Source organism: Streptacidiphilus jeojiense (assembly GCF_000719095.1).
Classification (GTDB): Bacteria; Actinomycetota; Actinomycetes; order Streptomycetales; family Streptomycetaceae; genus Streptacidiphilus; species Streptacidiphilus jeojiensis.
Genome location: NZ_JOEH01000029.1, coordinates 47,653 through 64,451, shown reverse-complemented (window position 1 = coordinate 64,451; position 16,799 = coordinate 47,653). Strand labels below are relative to the sequence as shown.

17 protein-coding genes are annotated in these 16,799 nt (G+C 72.8%); 11 read left to right on the top strand and 6 right to left on the bottom strand.

What is annotated here, in order from left to right; genetic code table 11:
• Positions 1 to 105: 105 nt before the first annotated feature.
• Positions 106 to 501 (bottom strand): cell division protein SepF, encoded by a 396-nt coding sequence (locus IF29_RS0132780; RefSeq protein WP_051726325.1) that lies wholly within the window; start codon positions 499 to 501, stop codon positions 106 to 108.
• 415 nt (positions 502 to 916) lie between these two features.
• Positions 917 to 2,155, bottom strand: coding sequence for an MFS transporter (locus IF29_RS0132775; RefSeq protein ID WP_051726324.1), 1,239 nt, complete (start codon positions 2,153 to 2,155; stop codon positions 917 to 919).
• A gap of 202 nt (positions 2,156 to 2,357) precedes the next feature.
• Between IF29_RS0132775 and IF29_RS0132770 the strand changes: the two genes are divergently transcribed.
• The 11 genes from IF29_RS0132770 (at position 2,358) to IF29_RS0132720 (ending at position 13,417) form a co-directional block, all read left to right on the top strand.
• Entirely contained in the window at positions 2,358 to 2,774 is a 417-nt protein-coding gene (locus tag IF29_RS0132770; protein ID WP_198037619.1) for a TOBE domain-containing protein, read from the top strand.
• Positions 2,775 to 2,804: 30 nt separating this feature from the next.
• Positions 2,805 to 3,644: a molybdate ABC transporter substrate-binding protein gene (gene modA / locus IF29_RS0132765; protein ID WP_037597448.1), complete on the top strand. Its 840-nt coding sequence runs from the start codon at positions 2,805 to 2,807 to the stop codon at positions 3,642 to 3,644.
• 11 nt (positions 3,645 to 3,655) lie between these two features.
• Positions 3,656 to 4,504, top strand: a complete 849-nt coding sequence (locus IF29_RS0132760; protein WP_051726338.1) for an ABC transporter permease — start codon at positions 3,656 to 3,658, stop codon at positions 4,502 to 4,504.
• Complete coding sequence (locus IF29_RS0132755; protein WP_030262671.1) at positions 4,501 to 5,655, top strand: ABC transporter ATP-binding protein; 1,155 nt, start codon at positions 4,501 to 4,503, stop codon at positions 5,653 to 5,655. The genes IF29_RS0132760 and IF29_RS0132755 overlap by 4 nt, the downstream gene beginning before the upstream one ends.
• An 88-nt stretch (positions 5,656 to 5,743) precedes the next feature.
• Complete coding sequence (locus IF29_RS0132750; RefSeq protein WP_030262668.1) at positions 5,744 to 6,598, top strand: class I SAM-dependent methyltransferase; 855 nt, start codon at positions 5,744 to 5,746, stop codon at positions 6,596 to 6,598.
• A 152-nt stretch (positions 6,599 to 6,750) separates the two neighbouring features.
• Positions 6,751 to 7,647, top strand: a complete 897-nt coding sequence (locus tag IF29_RS42585) for a trypsin-like serine peptidase (protein WP_051726337.1) — start codon at positions 6,751 to 6,753, stop codon at positions 7,645 to 7,647.
• A 128-nt stretch (positions 7,648 to 7,775) separates the two neighbouring features.
• Positions 7,776 to 9,137, top strand: coding sequence for an NAD(P)/FAD-dependent oxidoreductase (locus IF29_RS0132740; RefSeq protein WP_084715343.1), 1,362 nt, complete (start codon positions 7,776 to 7,778; stop codon positions 9,135 to 9,137).
• On the top strand, positions 9,134 to 9,898 hold the full coding sequence (locus IF29_RS0132735; RefSeq protein WP_051726323.1) for a DUF1365 domain-containing protein: 765 nt from the start codon (positions 9,134 to 9,136) through the stop codon (positions 9,896 to 9,898). The genes IF29_RS0132740 and IF29_RS0132735 overlap by 4 nt, the downstream gene beginning before the upstream one ends.
• Positions 9,895 to 11,226 carry a class I SAM-dependent methyltransferase gene (locus IF29_RS0132730; RefSeq protein ID WP_030262659.1) on the top strand — a complete coding sequence of 444 codons (1,332 nt, stop codon included), beginning with the start codon at positions 9,895 to 9,897 and terminating at the stop codon, positions 11,224 to 11,226. Before IF29_RS0132735 ends, IF29_RS0132730 begins: the two co-directional genes overlap by 4 nt.
• Positions 11,223 to 12,053 (top strand): DUF1295 domain-containing protein, encoded by an 831-nt coding sequence (locus IF29_RS0132725; protein ID WP_051726322.1) that lies wholly within the window; start codon positions 11,223 to 11,225, stop codon positions 12,051 to 12,053. Before IF29_RS0132730 ends, IF29_RS0132725 begins: the two co-directional genes overlap by 4 nt.
• A complete protein-coding gene (locus IF29_RS0132720) occupies positions 12,053 to 13,417 on the top strand; it encodes a cryptochrome/photolyase family protein (RefSeq protein ID WP_030262656.1) in 1,365 nt (454 codons plus the stop codon). Before IF29_RS0132725 ends, IF29_RS0132720 begins: the two co-directional genes overlap by 1 nt.
• A 10-nt stretch (positions 13,418 to 13,427) precedes the next feature.
• On the opposite strand, the gene IF29_RS42580 is transcribed toward IF29_RS0132720, so the two are convergent.
• The 4 genes from IF29_RS42580 to IF29_RS42575 all read right to left on the bottom strand — a co-directional run bounded on the left by IF29_RS42580 (position 13,428) and on the right by IF29_RS42575 (position 16,469).
• Positions 13,428 to 14,171, bottom strand: coding sequence for an alpha/beta fold hydrolase (locus IF29_RS42580; protein ID WP_084715339.1), 744 nt, complete (start codon positions 14,169 to 14,171; stop codon positions 13,428 to 13,430).
• Positions 14,172 to 14,208: 37 nt separating this feature from the next.
• Positions 14,209 to 14,568, bottom strand: a complete 360-nt coding sequence (locus IF29_RS0132710) for a hypothetical protein (protein WP_198037617.1) — start codon at positions 14,566 to 14,568, stop codon at positions 14,209 to 14,211.
• A 124-nt stretch (positions 14,569 to 14,692) separates the two neighbouring features.
• Complete coding sequence (locus tag IF29_RS0132705) at positions 14,693 to 16,084, bottom strand: DUF4331 domain-containing protein (RefSeq protein WP_030262648.1); 1,392 nt, start codon at positions 16,082 to 16,084, stop codon at positions 14,693 to 14,695.
• A 55-nt stretch (positions 16,085 to 16,139) separates the two neighbouring features.
• Complete coding sequence (locus IF29_RS42575) at positions 16,140 to 16,469, bottom strand: hypothetical protein (RefSeq protein WP_037597447.1); 330 nt, start codon at positions 16,467 to 16,469, stop codon at positions 16,140 to 16,142.
• Between the last annotated feature and the right edge of the window lie 330 nt (positions 16,470 to 16,799).

The window sequence follows — 16,799 nt, the reverse complement described above, 5'->3', positions numbered from 1 at the left end:
TGGCCCAGGGGGAAACCCTGGGCCACCAGCCTACGGAGCACCACTGACAACGGACGGCCGACGGTCATCGGCCCCGGTCGGGTCGCAGTGTTCTGGTCGCGGCGGTCAGCTCTGGTTGTAGAAGCCCGAACTGTCGTCGGCGCCGTCGATCACCAGGACCTCGACCTCGGGCGGCGCGAGCAGGAACACCCGGCGGGCGATCCGCTCGATGCTGCCGCGGGTGCCGAAGGTCAGCCCGGAGGCGAAGTCCACCAGGCGCTTGGCGTCGCCGTCGGTCATCTCGGTGAGGTCCATGATCACCGGTGTGCCGACCCGGACGTGCTCACCGATGATCCGTGCCGACTCGAAGCCGGTCGGGCGCACCGAGGTGATCTGCGGCGCGTGCGGTGCCGGGACCAGTTCGGGAGAGTCCCAGGGCTCTTCGTAGTCGGGCACCGCCACCGGATAGTTCCCGGAGGGCGCCAGCCACCCGCGGTAGTCGTCACGCAGTGCTGCTCCCATGCCGTACCTCCCCATCCGTCCTGCTGCCCCGTGTTATTTCCGTGCCCGGTGTTTCTGGACAGTCCCACCGTGCTGTCCGAGTATCGCATTGATCACCGACATAGCACCCGTACGGATGCTTCGGCGCGCCGTTTGTATCAACTGATCTGACGTTCTGTTCGGACGCGCGATCGAATCTGTTGGTTCCATTCGAACGGATGTACTAAAACCCGTTCACTGAAACTGCTGACTTCCCCAACAGTCCGGTTGTGCCACGTCAGACGCGGGCAGCATTCCCGAATCGCCTGCGGCAAAACGCGGTCCAAGTCGCTGTCTTTGTAGCCGTCTTCGCCACTGCCGATCCACCCCCGAGGATCCCTGCGCGCCCCCGCGCCGCGCTGTGCGCCCCATCATCGCGGCTGGGGTGATTGCGCTGCTACCGAGTTTCCGATATTTCTGACCGGTCCTGACGATTCGTGGAATCCGAAGCGGCGTCAGCGCCCGGTGTTCCGCCGGTTGCCGCCGCTCCGGCGCGCGCCGCGGGCGCGAGCACCCCGGCCCCGACGATCAGCCCCACCGCGAGCACGGTGACCACGCCGAAGGAGACCGGCAGCGAGGTCGCCTGGGCGATGGTGCCCACGGTCGCGGGCGCCACCAGGCCCGAGGTGTAGGTGACGGTGGCCACCCCGGCGATGGCGCGGCTGGGATTGGCGCCGCTGTGGCCGGCCGCGGCGAAGCACAGCGGGACCACCACCGCGATGCCGATCCCCAGCAGGGCGAACCCGGCGATGGCCGGCAGCGGCGTCCGCGAGACCACCACCAGCACCCCGCCGGCCACCGCGACGATCCCGCCGATCCGCACCGTGCGCACCGCGCCCAGCATCCGCACCACCGCGTCGCCGGCCAGCCTGCTGGCCGCCATGGTGCAGGCGAAGGCCGTGTAACTGGCCGCCGCGACCCCGGCCGAGGCCCCGGCGGTGCCGTGCAGGTACACCCCGCTCCAGTCGCCGCTGGCCCCCTCGGCGAACACCGCGCAGAAACCCACCATGCCGATGGCCAGCGCCGAGCGCGGCGGCAGCGCGAACCGCGGCGGAGCCTCCGCCTCCGGCTCGGGCCGCACGTCCAGCAGCCCCCGGCAGGCCAGCAGGCCGACGCCGATCAGCACGACCGCCATCACCGCGAGGTGGATCCGGGCGTCCCAGCCCTGCCCGGCCGCCAGCGCGCCCACCGCCGAGCCCAGCAGCCCGCCGACGCTCCACATCCCGTGCAGCCCCGACATGATCGAGCGGCCCATCCGCTCCTCGACCTCCACCCCCTGGGCGTTCATCGCCACGTCCGCGGTGCCGGCCGCCGCCCCGAACAGCAGCAGCGCCAGCGCCAGCACCGGCAGGTCGGGGGAGAGCGCCGGCAGCGCCAGCGTGGAGCAGAACAGGACGATCAGCAGGCGCACGGCCGAGCGGTGGCCGCGGGCGTGCACCAGCCGTCCGGCCAGCGGCATGGCCAGCGAGGAGCCGAGCGCGGGGGCGACCAGCGCCAGCCCCAGCGCTCCGGCGCTGAGGTGGAGGTCGTCCTTGATCCAGGGGATCCGGGTGGCGAAACTGCCGGCCACCGCCCCGTGCACGGCGAAGACCGCCGACACCGAGCGCCGGGCCCTGCGGACGGCCTGCTGTTCCATCACCGAGATCCCCCGTGTCACGTGTCAACAGAGACCAACCTAGCGTCGCGGGCACACAGCCGTCACCCGTCGGTGATCATGGAGCCGAGCAGGTCCGCGGACCCGCCCCCGGCGACCCACCCGTCTGGGGGCTCGCACATGCGAGGAGGTTCGCAGCTCCGAACTGGCCTGTGCAATGCTACGAGTGACGAGGGGATAGCAGATGCGACAAGATGATCGTCATGTGAACAGCTACCGGATCGGAGAGGCCGCGGCCCTGCTCGGTGTCAGCTCCGACACCATGCGCCGCTGGGTCGACGCCGGCCGGCTCGCCGCCGAACGCGACGAGCACGGCCACCGCATCGTCCCGGGCGCCCAGCTTGCGGCCTTCGCCAGGGAACTGGCGCGCTCCGAGACCACGGCCGCGGAAGGACTCCCTTCGTCCGCCCGCAACCGCTTCCGCGGCATCGTCACCGACGTACAGCTCGGTGACGTGGCCGCGCAGGTGGAGATCCAGGCAGGGCCCTTCCGGGTGGTCTCGCTCATCAGCCGCGAGTCGGCCGAGGAGTTGCGGCTGGAGCCCGGAGTCCCCGCCGTCGCTGTGATCAAGTCGACCAACGTGGTCGTCGAACGTTCCTGACCGACCTTCACCCCAGGGGGTACACCCGCCATGGCCAACACCCGTCTGCGCACTGCCACTCTCGGCGCCACAGCCGCCGCGGCCCTGCTCGCACTGACTGCCTGCTCCTCCAGTGGCAACACCACCGCGTCGTCCTCGGCCACGGCCTCTACCCCGGCCGCCGGATCGGCGAGCGCCTCGGCGTCGCCCGCGATCACCGGCAAGGTCATCGTCTTCGCCGCCGCCTCGCTGAAGAACACCTTCACCCAGTTCGGCAAGGAGTTCGAAGCGGCCCACCCCGGCACCACGGTCACCTTCAACTTCGGCGGCAGCGACACCCTCGCGGCGAGCATCGTCTCCGGCGCCCCCGCCGACGTCTTCGCCTCGGCCAGCACCGCCACCATGGCCACCGTCACCAAGGCCGGCGACAACGCGGCCGCGCCGGTGAACTTCGCCAAGAACAGCCTGGAGATCGCGGTCGTCCCCGGCAACCCCAAGGGGATCACCACGCTGCAGCAGCTCTCCTCCTCCTCGGTCAAGGTCGCGCTGTGCGCCAAGACCGTCCCCTGCGGCGCCGCCGCGGTCAAGGCCCTGGCCGCCGCCAAGGTCACGGTCACGCCGGTCACCTACGAGCAGGACGTCACCAGCGCCCTCACCAAGGTCGAGCTCAAGGAGGTCGACGCCGCGCTGGTCTACCGCACCGACGTCCAGGGCTCCAAGGGCAAGGTCGTCGGCGTCGACTTCCCGGCCGCCCAGCAGGCCGTCACCAGCTACCCGATCGCCCCGCTGACCCACGCCACCAACAGCGCCGCAGCCGCGGCCTTCACTGCCTTCGTGCTCTCCGCCCCCGCAGAGCAGGAACTCGCCGCCGCCGGCTTCCAGGCGCCGTGACCGGACGCCACCTGCCCGCGGACGACGTGATCAGCTCGGCGCCGACCCGCCGCGGCCGCCCCTGGCGGCGCCGGCGGGCCGGCGCCGTCCCGGTGGCGCTGCTGCTCCCGGCCGTCGTCGGGCTGGCGTTCCTGGTGCTGCCCCTGGTCGGTCTGCTGGTCAGGGCGCCCTGGAGCGGAATGGGCAGCGTCCTGGGCGACGGCACGGTCTGGCCCGCACTGCGGCTCTCGCTGATCACCGCCACCGCCGCCACCGCCGTCTCGCTGCTCCTCGGCGTGCCGATGGCCTGGCTGCTGGCCCGCACCGAGTTCCCCGGACGCTCCCTGCTGCGCACCCTGGTGACCGTCCCGCTGGTGATGCCGCCGGTGGTCGGCGGCGTCGCACTGCTGCTGGTCTTCGGCCGCAACGGCCTGGTCGGCCGCTGGCTGGACTCCGCCTTCGGCATCACCCTGCCGTTCACCACGGCCGGGGTGGTGGTGGCCGAGGCGTTCGTCGCCATGCCCTTCCTGGTGCTCAGCGTCGAGGGAGCGCTGCGCGGCGCCGACTCGCGCTACGAGGAGGCCGCCGCGACCTTGGGCGCCTCGCGCTTCACCGCGTTCCGCCGGGTCACCCTGCCGCTGGTCGCCCCCGGCATCGCCGCCGGCAGCGTGCTGGCCTGGGCCAGGGCCCTGGGCGAGTTCGGCGCCACCATCACCTTCGCCGGGAACTTCCCCGGCACCACCCAGACCATGCCGCTGGCCGTCTACCTGGCCCTGCAGGACGACCCGGCCACCGCGATCGCCCTCAGCCTGGTCCTGCTCGTCGTCTCCGTGCTGGTCCTGGTCGGCCTGCGCGGACGCTGGACCGGAGGCCCGGCATGACCGACCCCGACGTCGCCCCCACCGCCGCTGACGCCGACGCGGACGGCCTGGACGCGCACCTGGTCGTGGCGCGCCCGCCCCGGGACGCCGCCGGCGCCGGCTTCCGACTGGACGTCACCCTGCGCGCCCGCCCCGGCGAAGTGCTCGCCCTGCTCGGACCCAACGGCGCCGGAAAGACCACCGCCCTGCGCGCGCTGGCCGGACTGACCCCGCTCGACGCCGGACGGCTGACCCTGGACGGCCGCACCCTGGAGGAACCCGCAGCCCGGCTGCGGGTCCCCACCGAGGAACGCCCGGTGGGCGTGGTGTTCCAGGACTACCTGCTCTTCCCGCACCTCAGCGCGCTCGACAACGTCGCCTTCGGGCTGCGCACCCGCAGCGGCCCCGGACACGGAGGCCCCTGGCGCGGCGCCAAGACCGCCGCCCGAGCCGAGGCCGCCGCCTGGCTGGAACGGGTCGGCCTGGCCGAGCACGCCGCCGCCCGCCCCCGCTCGCTCTCCGGCGGCCAGGCCCAGCGGGTGGCCCTGGCCCGGGCCCTGGCCCCGCGCCCGCGGCTGCTGCTGCTGGACGAGCCGATGGCCGCCCTGGACGCCCGCACCCGGCTGGACGTGCGCACCCAGCTGCGTCGCCACCTGGCCGAGTTCGACGCCGTCGCGGTCCTGGTCACCCACGATCCGTTGGACGCGATGGTGCTGGCTGACCGGATCACCGTCATCGAGGACGGCGCGGTGGTCCAGGACGGGGCGCCCGCCGAGATCGCCCGCCACCCGCGCAGCGACTACATCGCCCGCCTGGTGGGCCTCAACCTGTTCCGGGGCACCGCCGACGGCCACGAGGTCCGGGTCGAGGCGGCCTCCGGGCCGGTGGCGGTCACCACCGCCGACAGCGCGGACGGCGCGGTCTTCGTGGCCTTCCCGCCGTCCGCCGTCACCGTGCACCGCACCCGCCCCGACACCAGCGCCCGCAACCTGTGGCGGACCGTGGTCGCGGGGATGGAACTGCACGGCGACCAGGTCCGGCTGGACCTGGTCGGCGAGCTGCGGATCACCGCCGACCTCACCCAGGGCGCGGTCGCCGAACTGGGCTTGGCCGAGGGGAGCGAGGTCTGGGCCGCCGTGAAGGCCACCCAGACGCACGCCTACCAGGGGTGATCCGCGGCCACCCGGTCCACCATGGGAACAGTGCGTACATCTGGGCAGCGGATGTCCAGGCATCCCCCGGCAGGACAGGAGGCCGTCCATGGCAGCGAACACGGCCGTCGCGCTGGACGGGGTGCCCGAGACCATGCTGTGGACGCTCTACCAGCGCGCCGCCGAGGCCCGCCGCCCCGACACCGTGCTGCCGGACCCCGAGGCGGTGGCCCTGGTGGAGGCCGTGGCGGAGACCGGCGGATTCGCGTTCACCGAGCGCTTCGGCCATCCGCACCCGCTGGCCGCCCAGGCCCTGGCCCTGCGCGCCGCCTGCTTCGACTCCGTGGTGCGGCAGTTCCTGGACGCCTATCCGGACGGCACCGTGGTCTCCCTGGGCGAGGGGTTGGAGACCGCCTTCTGGCGCTGCGACAACGGCCGGGTCTCCTGGCTGACGGTGGACCTGCCCGAGCCGCTGGCGGTGCGCCACTCGCTGCTGCCGCACGGTTCGCGGCAGCACACCCTGGCTTGCGACGCCAGGGATCCGGCCTGGACCGCGGGGATCGACCCGGCCAGGGGCGTCCTGGTGCTGGCCCAGGGGCTGCTGATGTACTTCCGGCCGCCCGAGGTCAGGGACCTGATCGCGAGCTGCGCCGAGCACTTCCCCGGCGGCGGCCTGGTGTTCGACGCCGTCCCCAGGACGCCGGGACGGCCCGCCGACCCCGCGGCGCGGCGCGGCCCGCCGGTCGCCCGCGGCTACCGGCTTCCGCCGATGCCCTGGCGGATGAACGCGCGCCAGCGGCCCGCGCTGGCCACCGCGCATCCGGCGGTCGCCGAGATCAGGCCGGTCGAACTGCCGCCGGGGCGCGGCCTGCTGTGGGGGACGGCGGCTCCCCGGGTGGAGCGGCTGCCGGTGCTGCGCAACCGGCGGCCCACGGTCACCCTGCTGCGCTTCGCCAGCCGCTGAGCCTGCGCCGGCTGCTGACCGGCCGTCCCCGTCCTCCCGTACGCGGCCGGTGCGCTCACCCGTACGGGCGACCTGGGGCGCAGCCGTCCGACCGGCCGGGCAGGATCGGGGAAAGCAGCAGCTCACAGGCCAGCGGAATGAGGTCGGACGCCATGCAGCGAATCACGACGGCGCGAAAGCGGCGGCCGGGCGGGGGCTCGGCGGCGGTCCTGGGCGGCGTCCTGGTGCTGCTGGCATCGGCCTGTTCGAGTTCGAGCTCCAGCGCGGGCTCCGGCTCCGCGTCGGTGACGCCGACGGTGATCGGGCAGGAGGTCAGCGGCAGCCCGTCGGCCTGGTCCCAGGAGCGGCTGCAGGAGGCGCTGGCCAAGCACGGCGGCACCTCGCACCCGGCCAAGTCCACCAGCGTCAACGCCAGGGTCGGGGCGATCTTCGACCACGATGTGAACGGTGACCACTTCTGCACCGCCAGCGTGGTCAACAGCGCCGGGAAGAACCTGCTGCTGACCGCGGCGCACTGCGTCCACAGCGGCAAGGGCGGCAGCTACGGCAGCGACCTGGTGTTCGTGCCCGAGTACCGGGACGGCAACGCCCTGCAGGGGGAGTGGCCGATCACGAAGATCTTCGTGGACCAGAGCTGGATCGACTCCTCCGACCCGGACATGGACGTCGCCTTCGTGGCCCTGGGCCCGCTGGACGGCAAGAAGATCCAGGACGTGCTGGGCGGCGACACGCTCGGGGTCAACAAGGGCTTCGGCCAGGTGGTCCGGATCACCGGCTACCCCTCCGACGCCAGCGCGCCGATCTCCTGCTTCAACACCACCACCAAGCAGAGCGACACCCAGATGAAGATCGCCTGCACCGGCTTCCCCGGGGGCACCAGCGGCAGCCCCTGGCTCTCCTCCTTCGACCAGAAGACCCGCACCGGTACGGTCATCGGCGTCATCGGCGGCTACCAGGAGGGCGGGGACACCGACGACGTCTCCTACAGCCCGTACTTCGGCGACAAGGTCCAGACCCTGTACGACCAGGCCGTCTCCCAGGACAACTGAGCGCCGCAGCGCACCGCCCGATCCCGACCGGACCAATCCGCAGCCGCCGCGGCGCCGAATCACCCGCGCAGGGGGAGAGGCCGCGGCCGGCGCACACGCCGTCCGCCCGGAGCGCAGGGATGTGCGGCATGACCGAGAACGTCGGAGTGGGCACACCGGTGGCGCGCCCCACGGGGTACGGATCGCGGCGGCGCCATGGCGGGGGAGCGGAGGGCCGCGGCGTCGCTGTGGTCGGCAGCGGGGTCGCCGGGCTCACCGCGGCCTACGAGCTGACCCGGCGCGGCGCACGGGTCACCCTGTACGAGGCCGACACCCGGCTCGGCGGCCACGCCCACACCCAGGACGTGCGCGCCGCCGACGGCTCCGACCTGGCCCTGGACACCGCCTTCCTGGTGCACAACCGCCGTACCTACCCGCACCTGGTCCGCCTGTTCGACGAACTCGGGATCCCCACCCAGGAATCCGAGATGAGCATGTCGGTGCGCTGCCTGAGCTGCGGACTGGAGTACGCCGGCGCCCGGGGGCCGGCCGGGCTGCTGGCCCAGGCCGGCTCGCTGGCGCGCCCGCGCTACCTGCGGATGCTCACCGAGATCCCGCGCTTCCACCGGCTCGCCCGCGGACTGCTGGCCTCCGCGGACCCGGCCGCCGACGCGCTGACCCTGCGCCAGTTCCTGGCCCAGGGCGGCTTCTCGCCCTATTTCGCCGCGCACTTCCTGACCCCGCTGGTGTCCGCGGTCTGGTCCTGCGCCCCCGACCTGGCCCGCGAGTACCCGGCCCGCTACCTGTTCGCCTTCCTGGACAACCACGGCATGCTCGCCGTCACCGGCTCGCCCACCTGGCGCACCGTCAGCGGCGGCTCGCGCACCTATGTCGAGCGGATCGCCGCCAGGCTCGCCGCAGTCCACACCCGGGCGCCGGTGCGCGCCGTGCGCCGGCACAGCGACCGGGTGGTGATCAGCGCCGCGGACCGGGCGCCGGCCGAGTACGACGCGGTGGTCCTGGCCACCCATCCGGACCAGGCCCTGCGGCTCCTCGCCGACCCCAGCGGCGAGGAGCACGCGGTACTGGGCGCCTTCGGCTACTCCTACAACCCCGCCGTGCTGCACCGCGACACCGCGCTGCTGCCGCGCGCGCACCGGGCCCGGGCCTCCTGGAACTACCAGATGACCTCCTGCGTGGATCGCTCCGACCAAGTCCGGGTCACCTACCACCTGAACCGGCTGCTGCGGCTGGACACCCCCGAGGACTACCTGGTCACCCTGAACGAGGACCCCGCGAACCCGATCGCCGAGGAGCACGTCGTCTCCCGCACGGTCTACGAGCACCCGGTGTACACCCGCGAGTCGCGCGCCGCCCAGCAGCGCCTGCCCGCGCTGAGCACCGGCCGCACCGCCTACGCCGGCGCCTACCACGGCTGGGGCTTCCACGAGGACGGCTGCCGCTCCGGCGTCGAGGCGGCCCACTCCCTGGCCGCGGTGGTGCGGGCATGAACAGGCCCGGCGGCAGCTCGCACAGCCCCTGGGGAGCCGCCCTCTACGACTGCCGGATCACCCATGTCCGCAGCGTGCCGGTGCGCCGGTCCTTCCACCACAGCACCTACCTGTGGCTGGTCGACCTCGACGCGCTGCCGCGGATCCCGAGGCCGCTGCGCCCGCTGGCGCGCTTCGAGGCCCGGGACCACCTCGGCGACCCCCGCGGCACGCTGCGCGGCAACCTCGACGCCTACCTGGCCGCCAACGGGACCGACCTGGACGGCGGGCGGGTGCTGATGCTCACTCAGGCCCGCAGCCTCGGCCATGTGTTCAATCCACTCACGCTCTACTGGTGCCACGACCGGAGCGGGACGCCGGTGTGCACCGTCGCCGAGGTCTGCAACACCTACGGCGAACGCCACTGCTACCTGCTGCGGCCCGACGCCGAGGGCCGGGCCGAGGTGCCCAAGGAGTTCTACGTCTCCCCGTTCTTCGGCACCGAGGGCCGCTACCGGATGGCGGTCCCGCTGCCGGACGAGCGGCTGACGGTGACCATGCACCTCGATCACCCGAACGGGCGCCCCTTCACCGCCACCGTGCGGGGTAGACGGCAGTCGGCCGCACCCGCATCGCTGCTGCGCGCCGCCCTGCGCCACCCGCTGTCCACCCTTGCGGTCTCCGCCCACATCCGGATTCAGGGCATCCGGATGTACCTGCGCGGGCTGCCCGTCCAGCCCCGACCGCACCACCCGCACCAGCAAGGAGTCACCGCACCATGACCCAGCCGTCCACGGCCCAGCGCCACGGCAGCGCGCCCCAGCAGCGCGACCACCGGGGCGCGGATCCCCGGCGCTGGCCCGACGTCGCCACCGTCCCGGCCTCCCCGCTGCGGGCCCGCGCCGCCGAACTGCTGCTGCGCCACGTCGCCCGCCGTCTGGGCCTGCGGGTCCAACTGCCCGGAGGAGCACTGCTCAACCGGACGCCACCGCCCCCGGACGCCCCGGTACTGCGGCTGCGGGCGCCCGGCGACTTCTTCCAACGGGTCGGCGCCGGCGGGCTGATCGGCTTCGGCGAGTCCTACCAGGCCGGCGACTGGGACTCACCGGACCTGATCGCGCTGCTCACCGTACTGGCCGCCTCCCCGGGGACCCTGGTACCGCCGCGACTGCAGTGGCTGCGCCGCTGGTTCACCCCGCGCCGTCCGGCCGAGCAGCTCGGCACCCCGGAGAACGCCCGGCGCAACATCCAGGCGCACTACGACCTGTCCAACGAACTGTTCGCGCTGTTCCTCGATCCCACCCTGACCTACTCCTCGGCACTGTTCGCGACCGGCCCCGACGGGACGCCCGCGGCCTCCTGGGACCTGCTGGCACCCGCTCAGCACCGGAAGATCGACCGTCTGCTGGACCTGGCCGGGGTCGGGCACGGCACCCGGGTGCTGGAGATCGGCACCGGCTGGGGCGAGCTCGCCCTGCGCGCGGCCGCGCGGGGCGCCGAGGTGGTCACCCTCACCCTGTCAGAGGAGCAGCAGCGCCTGGCCGAAGAGCGGATCGCCGCCGCAGGCCAGGCCGACCGGGTCGAGGTACGGCTGTGCGACTACCGCTCAGCGACCGGGCAGTTCGACGCCGTGCTCAGCGTGGAGATGGTCGAGGCGGTCGGCCGCGACTACTGGCCGGCCTACTTCGCCACCCTGGACCGGGTACTCGCCCCCGGCGGCCGGATCGCCCTGCAGGCCATCACCATGCCGCACGACCGGATGCTGGCCAGCCTGCGCACCTTCACCTGGATCCAGAAGTACATCTTCCCCGGTGGCCTGCTGCCCTCGGTGGAGGCGGTGCGCACCACCCTGGCCCGGCACACCAGCTTGAGTCTGACCGAGCGTCACGGCTACGGCGCCCACTACGCCGAAACCCTGCGGCTGTGGCGGGAGCGCTTCACCGCCCGCGCCGACGAGGTCGCCGCCCTCGGCTTCGACAGCGTGTTCCAACGCATGTGGACCCTCTACCTCGCCTACTCCGAGGCCGGATTCCGCAGCGGCTACCTGGATGTCCAACAACTGCTGCTGACCCGGGAGGGCGACGTCCCGGACGGCGGGCACCGGTCGTGAACGGGATCGACGGCGGAGCCCTGCTGGTCTCCACGGTGGCCTGCCTCGCAGCGGCGCTCGCGGTGCTGTTGGCGGCCTTCGCCGTCGGGGTGCGCCGTGGTCTGCACAGGGTGGTGGACGTGGCCTGGGGACTGGCGTTCTGCGCGGTCGCACTGACCGGATACGCACTGTCCGCCGGACACGGCGACCCCGGCCGACGGCTGCTCACACTGGTGCTGGTCCTGATCTGGGGCCTGCGACTGGCCGGGCACATCTGGCAGCGCGGCCGGGGCCACCCCGAGGACCCGCGCTACCAACGGCTGCTCGCCAAGGCCGCGCCCGGGCGACGCACCTGGTACGCGCTGCGGATGGTCTACCTGCTGCAGGCAGCCCTGGTCTGGGTGGTCTCCCTGCCGGTCCAGGTCGCCCTGTTCGTGCCGCACCCGCCCGGGCCGGCTGCCTGGGCCGGCACCGCGCTGTGGGCGCTCGGCCTCGGCTTCGAGGCGGTCGGCGACCACCAACTGACCCGGTTCCGGGCCGACCCCGTGCGCCGCGGCCAGGTCCTGGACACCGGCCTGTGGCGCTACACCCGCCACCCCAACTACTTCGGCGACGCCTGCGTCTGGTGGGGCCTGTTCCTGCTCGCGGCCGACACGCCGCTCGGCCTGGCCACCGTGGTCGCACCCCTGGTCATGAGCTACCTGTTGGTCAACGGCAGCGGCAAACCCATGCTGGAACGGCAGCTGCAGTCCACCAAGCCCGGCTATGCCGACTACGCCGCTCGAACCAGCGGCTTCGTCCCGCTGCCGCCCAGAGGCGCGCGCGGTCACCACCGGAAGGACAGCTAGTGCACGACGGCGTCTCCATCGCCCTGCTCACCTGCGACCTGCGCATGCACGACAGTCCCGTGCTGCACGCCGCCGCGGCCCACCGAGGGACGGTGCCGCTGTTCGTCCTCGACGACGCCGTCCACGGAGCCGGCCTCGCCCCACCCAACCGCTCCGCCTTCCTGGCCGACTGCCTGGTGGATGTGGACCGGTCGCTGCGCAAGCTCGGCAGCCGGCTGATCGTGCTGCGGGGCGACACCGCCACCGAGACCGCACGGCTCGCCGAAGCGGTCGGCGCGGCCCGGGTCCACGTCGCCGCGGACGCCAGCGCCTTCGCCCAGCGCCGGGAGGCACAGCTGCGCAAGGCCCTCGGCGACCGTCTGGTGGTCCACGAGACCGTGGCCACCATCGTGGCGCCGGGCGCGGTGCTGCCCTTCGGCCGCGACCACTACGCCGTCTTCGGCGCCTACCACCGCCAGTGGGCCCTGGTCCCGCGCCGCGAACCGCTGCCCGCCCCGGGCACGCTGCATCTGCCCGACGGGGTGACGGGCCTGTCGCTGGATCAGGTCGTCGGGCTGCTGACCGAGGACGGCGTCGCACCGGGCCTGCCCCTGGGCGGAGAGGGCAACGGCCGACGCCGACTCTGGAAGTGGCTGGACTCCTGCTCGGCGCGGTACGACCAACTCCACGACGACCTGCCCGGTGACGCCACCTCACGCCTGTCGCCCTACCTCCACTTCGGCTGCCTGTCCGCCACCGAGGTCGCCCACGCCGTAGGCGCCACCGGGACACCGGGCGCCGAGGCGTTCCTGCGCCAGCTCGCCTGGCGCGACTTCCACCACCAACTGCTCGCGGCCAGACCCGACGCGGCCACCCACGACTACCGCCCGCGCGGCGACCGCTGGCGCACCGACGCCGCCGACCTGGCCGCCTGGTGTGCAGGCCGCACCGGATATCCGCTGGTCGACGCGGGAATGCGGCAGCTGCTGCACGAGGGGTGGATGCACAACCGGGCCAGGATGATCACCGCGAGTTTCCTCACCAAGACCCTCTACCTGGACTGGCGCGCCGGCGCGGCCCACTTCGCCCACCACCTGGTCGACGCCGACGTGGCCAACAACCAGCTCAACTGGCAGTGGGTGGCCGGCACCGGCACCGACACCCGCCCCAACCGGGTACTGAACCCGCTGCGCCAGGCACAGCGCTACGACCCGGACGGCGGCTACGTCCGGCGCTGGGTCCCGGAGCTGGCGAGTGTGCCCGGAGCGGCCGTGCACCGCCCCTGGCTGCTCCCCGCACCGACCCGGGCCAGGCTGGACTACCCCGAGCCGATCGTCGCCCTGGACGCGTCACTGTCCCGGTTCCGGCAGGCCAGGAGCCTTTAGAACGCTCGAGCTAGGAGAGCTCCCGGCGGTGCGGCAGCCGCAGGTCCAGGCCGCCGGGGGCCTCGCCTCGCAGGGCCAGCGCGGCCGCGACCTGCTCGGGGAACGGGCACAGGCCCAGCATCCCCTGCACCATCCGGGTGCTGACGGCCTGCCAGTCCCCGGCCCGCCGCAGCATGCCGTGGCCGCTGCCGTGCACCTGGTACTCGCACGCCCGGGCACCGGCGGCGCGTGCCGCGGCCGCGAAGGCGCGTGAGGCCGCGGGATCGGTGACCTTGTCGGAGACGTCGTGCAGCACGACCAGGCACTTGCCCTGGAACTGCTGCCAGGGATCCCCGGGTACGCACCAGGGCGCGAGCGCCACCACGCCGGTGACCTGCGGCTCGGCCGCCGCGTACAGCGCCGCGCGCCCGCCCATCGAATGCCCGACCAGGACGACCGGGACCGGACCCAGTTCGGCCTTCACCTGATCCAGCGCCGCCACAGCGTCCACCGCCGCGTCGGCGCGCTCCCCGTTCCAACCGCGCACCCGGTAGACCACCTCGCCGACGGCCACCGGATGCGGGCGCACGGCCCGCTCCACCGCCGTCACGAACGGACGCATCCGCAGCCTTGCCGGGCTGCGCTCCCCGGGAGCCTGGAGCCCGTCGGCCCGGCCGCCGTGCAGCAGCAGCACCGCTGCCTGCGGCTGCCCTTCCACCGGCGCGCCGCGCCAGCGGACCGCGTCGTGCTCCGCCGCCTGCCGTGTGTCCGCCATCGCCGCTCCCCGGGGTCGACCTGTCCGGTACCGGTGCTCAGACCCAGCGGTGCTCCGCGACTCCGGCCTGCGGGACGTGTACCGTCCCGGCGGGCGTCGCCTCGTCCCGCCAGACCGTGTAGTCCCCGGACCGCAGCGGTGAGATCACCGCGCAGTACACGGTACGTCCAGCGAGATGGCGCGGGCGCACCGCGGCGTGGGTGCGGCGGCCCGACGGGTCGTCCACCGGTCCGACCTCGATCTCCAGGCCGTCCTGCTCGGGGCCGGTGTGGATGATCAGTGCGCCGAGGTCGCCGCCGATCTCCAGGACGACGCTGCCTTCGCGGGAAGGGGCGGGCAGTGGCGCGTGCTCGTGTGGGTGAGGGTGTGGGTGCTCGTGGGTGTGTGCAGCGGTCATGTCGGCCTCCGGGTGGCGTCGGCGGGGAGGGGTGGCAGGGAGGGGGCAGGGAGGGGGCAGGGAGGGGACGCGGGCCGAGCGGCCGGGCCGGAGCCGGCCCGGCCGCTCGGCATCCGGACAGGGCTCAGGACGGGTTGTGGTAGCCGTCGTAGGGCACGCCCAGGTACGGGAAGTGGTCCAGGTAGGGGTTCTTGACGTCCGCCGGGGTCAGCCCGTCGGTGACCGCCCCGGCGGCGCCGTCCGGGGTGTAGGTCTTGTCGACCAGCGGTACGGTCACCCCGGCGATGGCACGCAGCTCGACGGTGACCACGTCGTCGAAGACCCGGCGCCCGTTGGGGAACCCGGCGGCGTCGCCGGCCACCAGGCCCAGGATGTTCGGCTGCGTGGCCGGGGGCACCGCGACGTTCAGGCGCAGCATGTCGGCCTGGGTGGCGCCGGTGAAGTTCTGGAAGCCGGGGACCACGCCGCTGGGGATACCGGTGAGCAGGATCGCGAGCAGATCGGCGCGTGGCTTGCCGGACTTGTTGAGGGTGTCCAGCTGGGGGAAGACCCCGGGGTAGAGCACCGGCAGCAGGTTGGCGAGCTCGGGCTTGGCGACGTAGGAGGCGAACTGCTTGTCGTCGGCCGGGGTGAGCGAGTTCCACAGGTCCTTCTTGGCCATGGGCACCAGGACCTCGTTGAACAGCGGATTGCCGAGTCGGGAGACCTGCACGTAGGGACCGGACTCCACGTCGTGGCCGCTGCGCGGGGAGATCACGCGGGCCTGGCGGCGACTGGCAGTCGTCCAGACGCCGATGGTGGCGGCCGGGTTGGCGACGTCGCTGCCGTGCCAGCCGCGATGGGTGAGGTCGGCGATCGGGACCTGCAGAGCCAGACTGTGCACGTTCAGTTCGTTGGTGGTGTTCACGCCCGGGGCGGGCTGGGTGAAGGCGTTCAGGCCGAACTGGTTGTGCAACTGCTGGAACGGGCGCAGGTTCCCCAGGTCGAAGATCGAGCCGAGGTCGACGTAGAACCCTTCGGCGCGCTGTCCGGCGAAGACCTTGCGGCTGCCGAGGGTGTGCACCGCCGCCGCGGCCAGGGATGGGTAGTCGGGGGTGGACAGCGGACCGATGTTGCACGGCGGGCAGGCCAGGTTGCGGCCCAGCACCGTGGTACGGCCCCCGGCCTCGACCCTGGTCAGGGTGTAGGTCTGGTGCCGGTTCCAGTTGGGGGAGTCCAGTGAGGCGATGGGCCCGGTGTTGTAGAGGAAGGTGTCCTGGTTGCGCAGGTGGGTGGTGAACTGGAACTGGTAGGTGACGTCGGGGCGGCCGTCACCGGTGTTGTCGATGTGGATCTCGTAGCGGACGTCGTCGCCGAACTCGAAGAAGTTCGGCCCGGACGCCGCACCCTGCAGCGGGATGTAGTTGGCGATCAGAGTGACGGTGTCGCAGGCGTCGGGGCTGACGAAGGCGTAGACGTCGGTGCTGTCCGCCACCGGGTCCTTGGAGATCTCGGGGGCTTCGCGGTGGGACGACATGAGGGTTCCTCGCTGGTGGTGGCGGATGCTGCGGGAGGGGCGGGCGGGCGCTGTCTCAGTCGGCGGCGCGGAGCAGCGCGGCCGCCAACTTCCGGTCCTGGACCGAGCGGTGCTCCTCGCCGTGGAAGATGTCGATCTCGCCGGTGCGGGCGTCGCGCACATGGACGATCAGGGGCGCGGAGGCATCCGCGACGGTCGTTGCCGCGCCCTGTTCCGGGCCCTGTCCGGGGGATGGCTCGTGCGCCTGTGCAGAACCGGCCATGGCGTTGACCAGCACGCCGGCGGCCAGGCCGGTGGCGCCCGCTGCTGCCGCGTTCCTGATCAGACCGCGCCGGGAGAGGCCCGACTCGGAGTCGGAGGTGGGCATGGGTGTGTCGACGGGCATGGGTGCTCCTCGGAGGAAGAAGAGAAAAGAAGCAGAGAAAGTGCGAAGAACGGCGTGCCGATCGGCCGGTGCTCAGCGGGACTCGGCTGTGAAGAACCGAAGGTGCGGCTGGCATTTCGCGGCGGAATCGCCGCGACCAAGGGAAGTGAATCGCCGTCATCAGCGGCCGTCAAGACACCGCACCGTGGGAAGGGGGAGAATAATAGACATCTGCAGGTCAGGGGTTGAGAAGTACGCCATATGAGCGGGTTCTGAAATTGGCTCAATGTGAAACCAATCCAAGGGACCTTGCGCTCCGAACCCTTGGTGAGAGACTGTTTCAGGAACTGG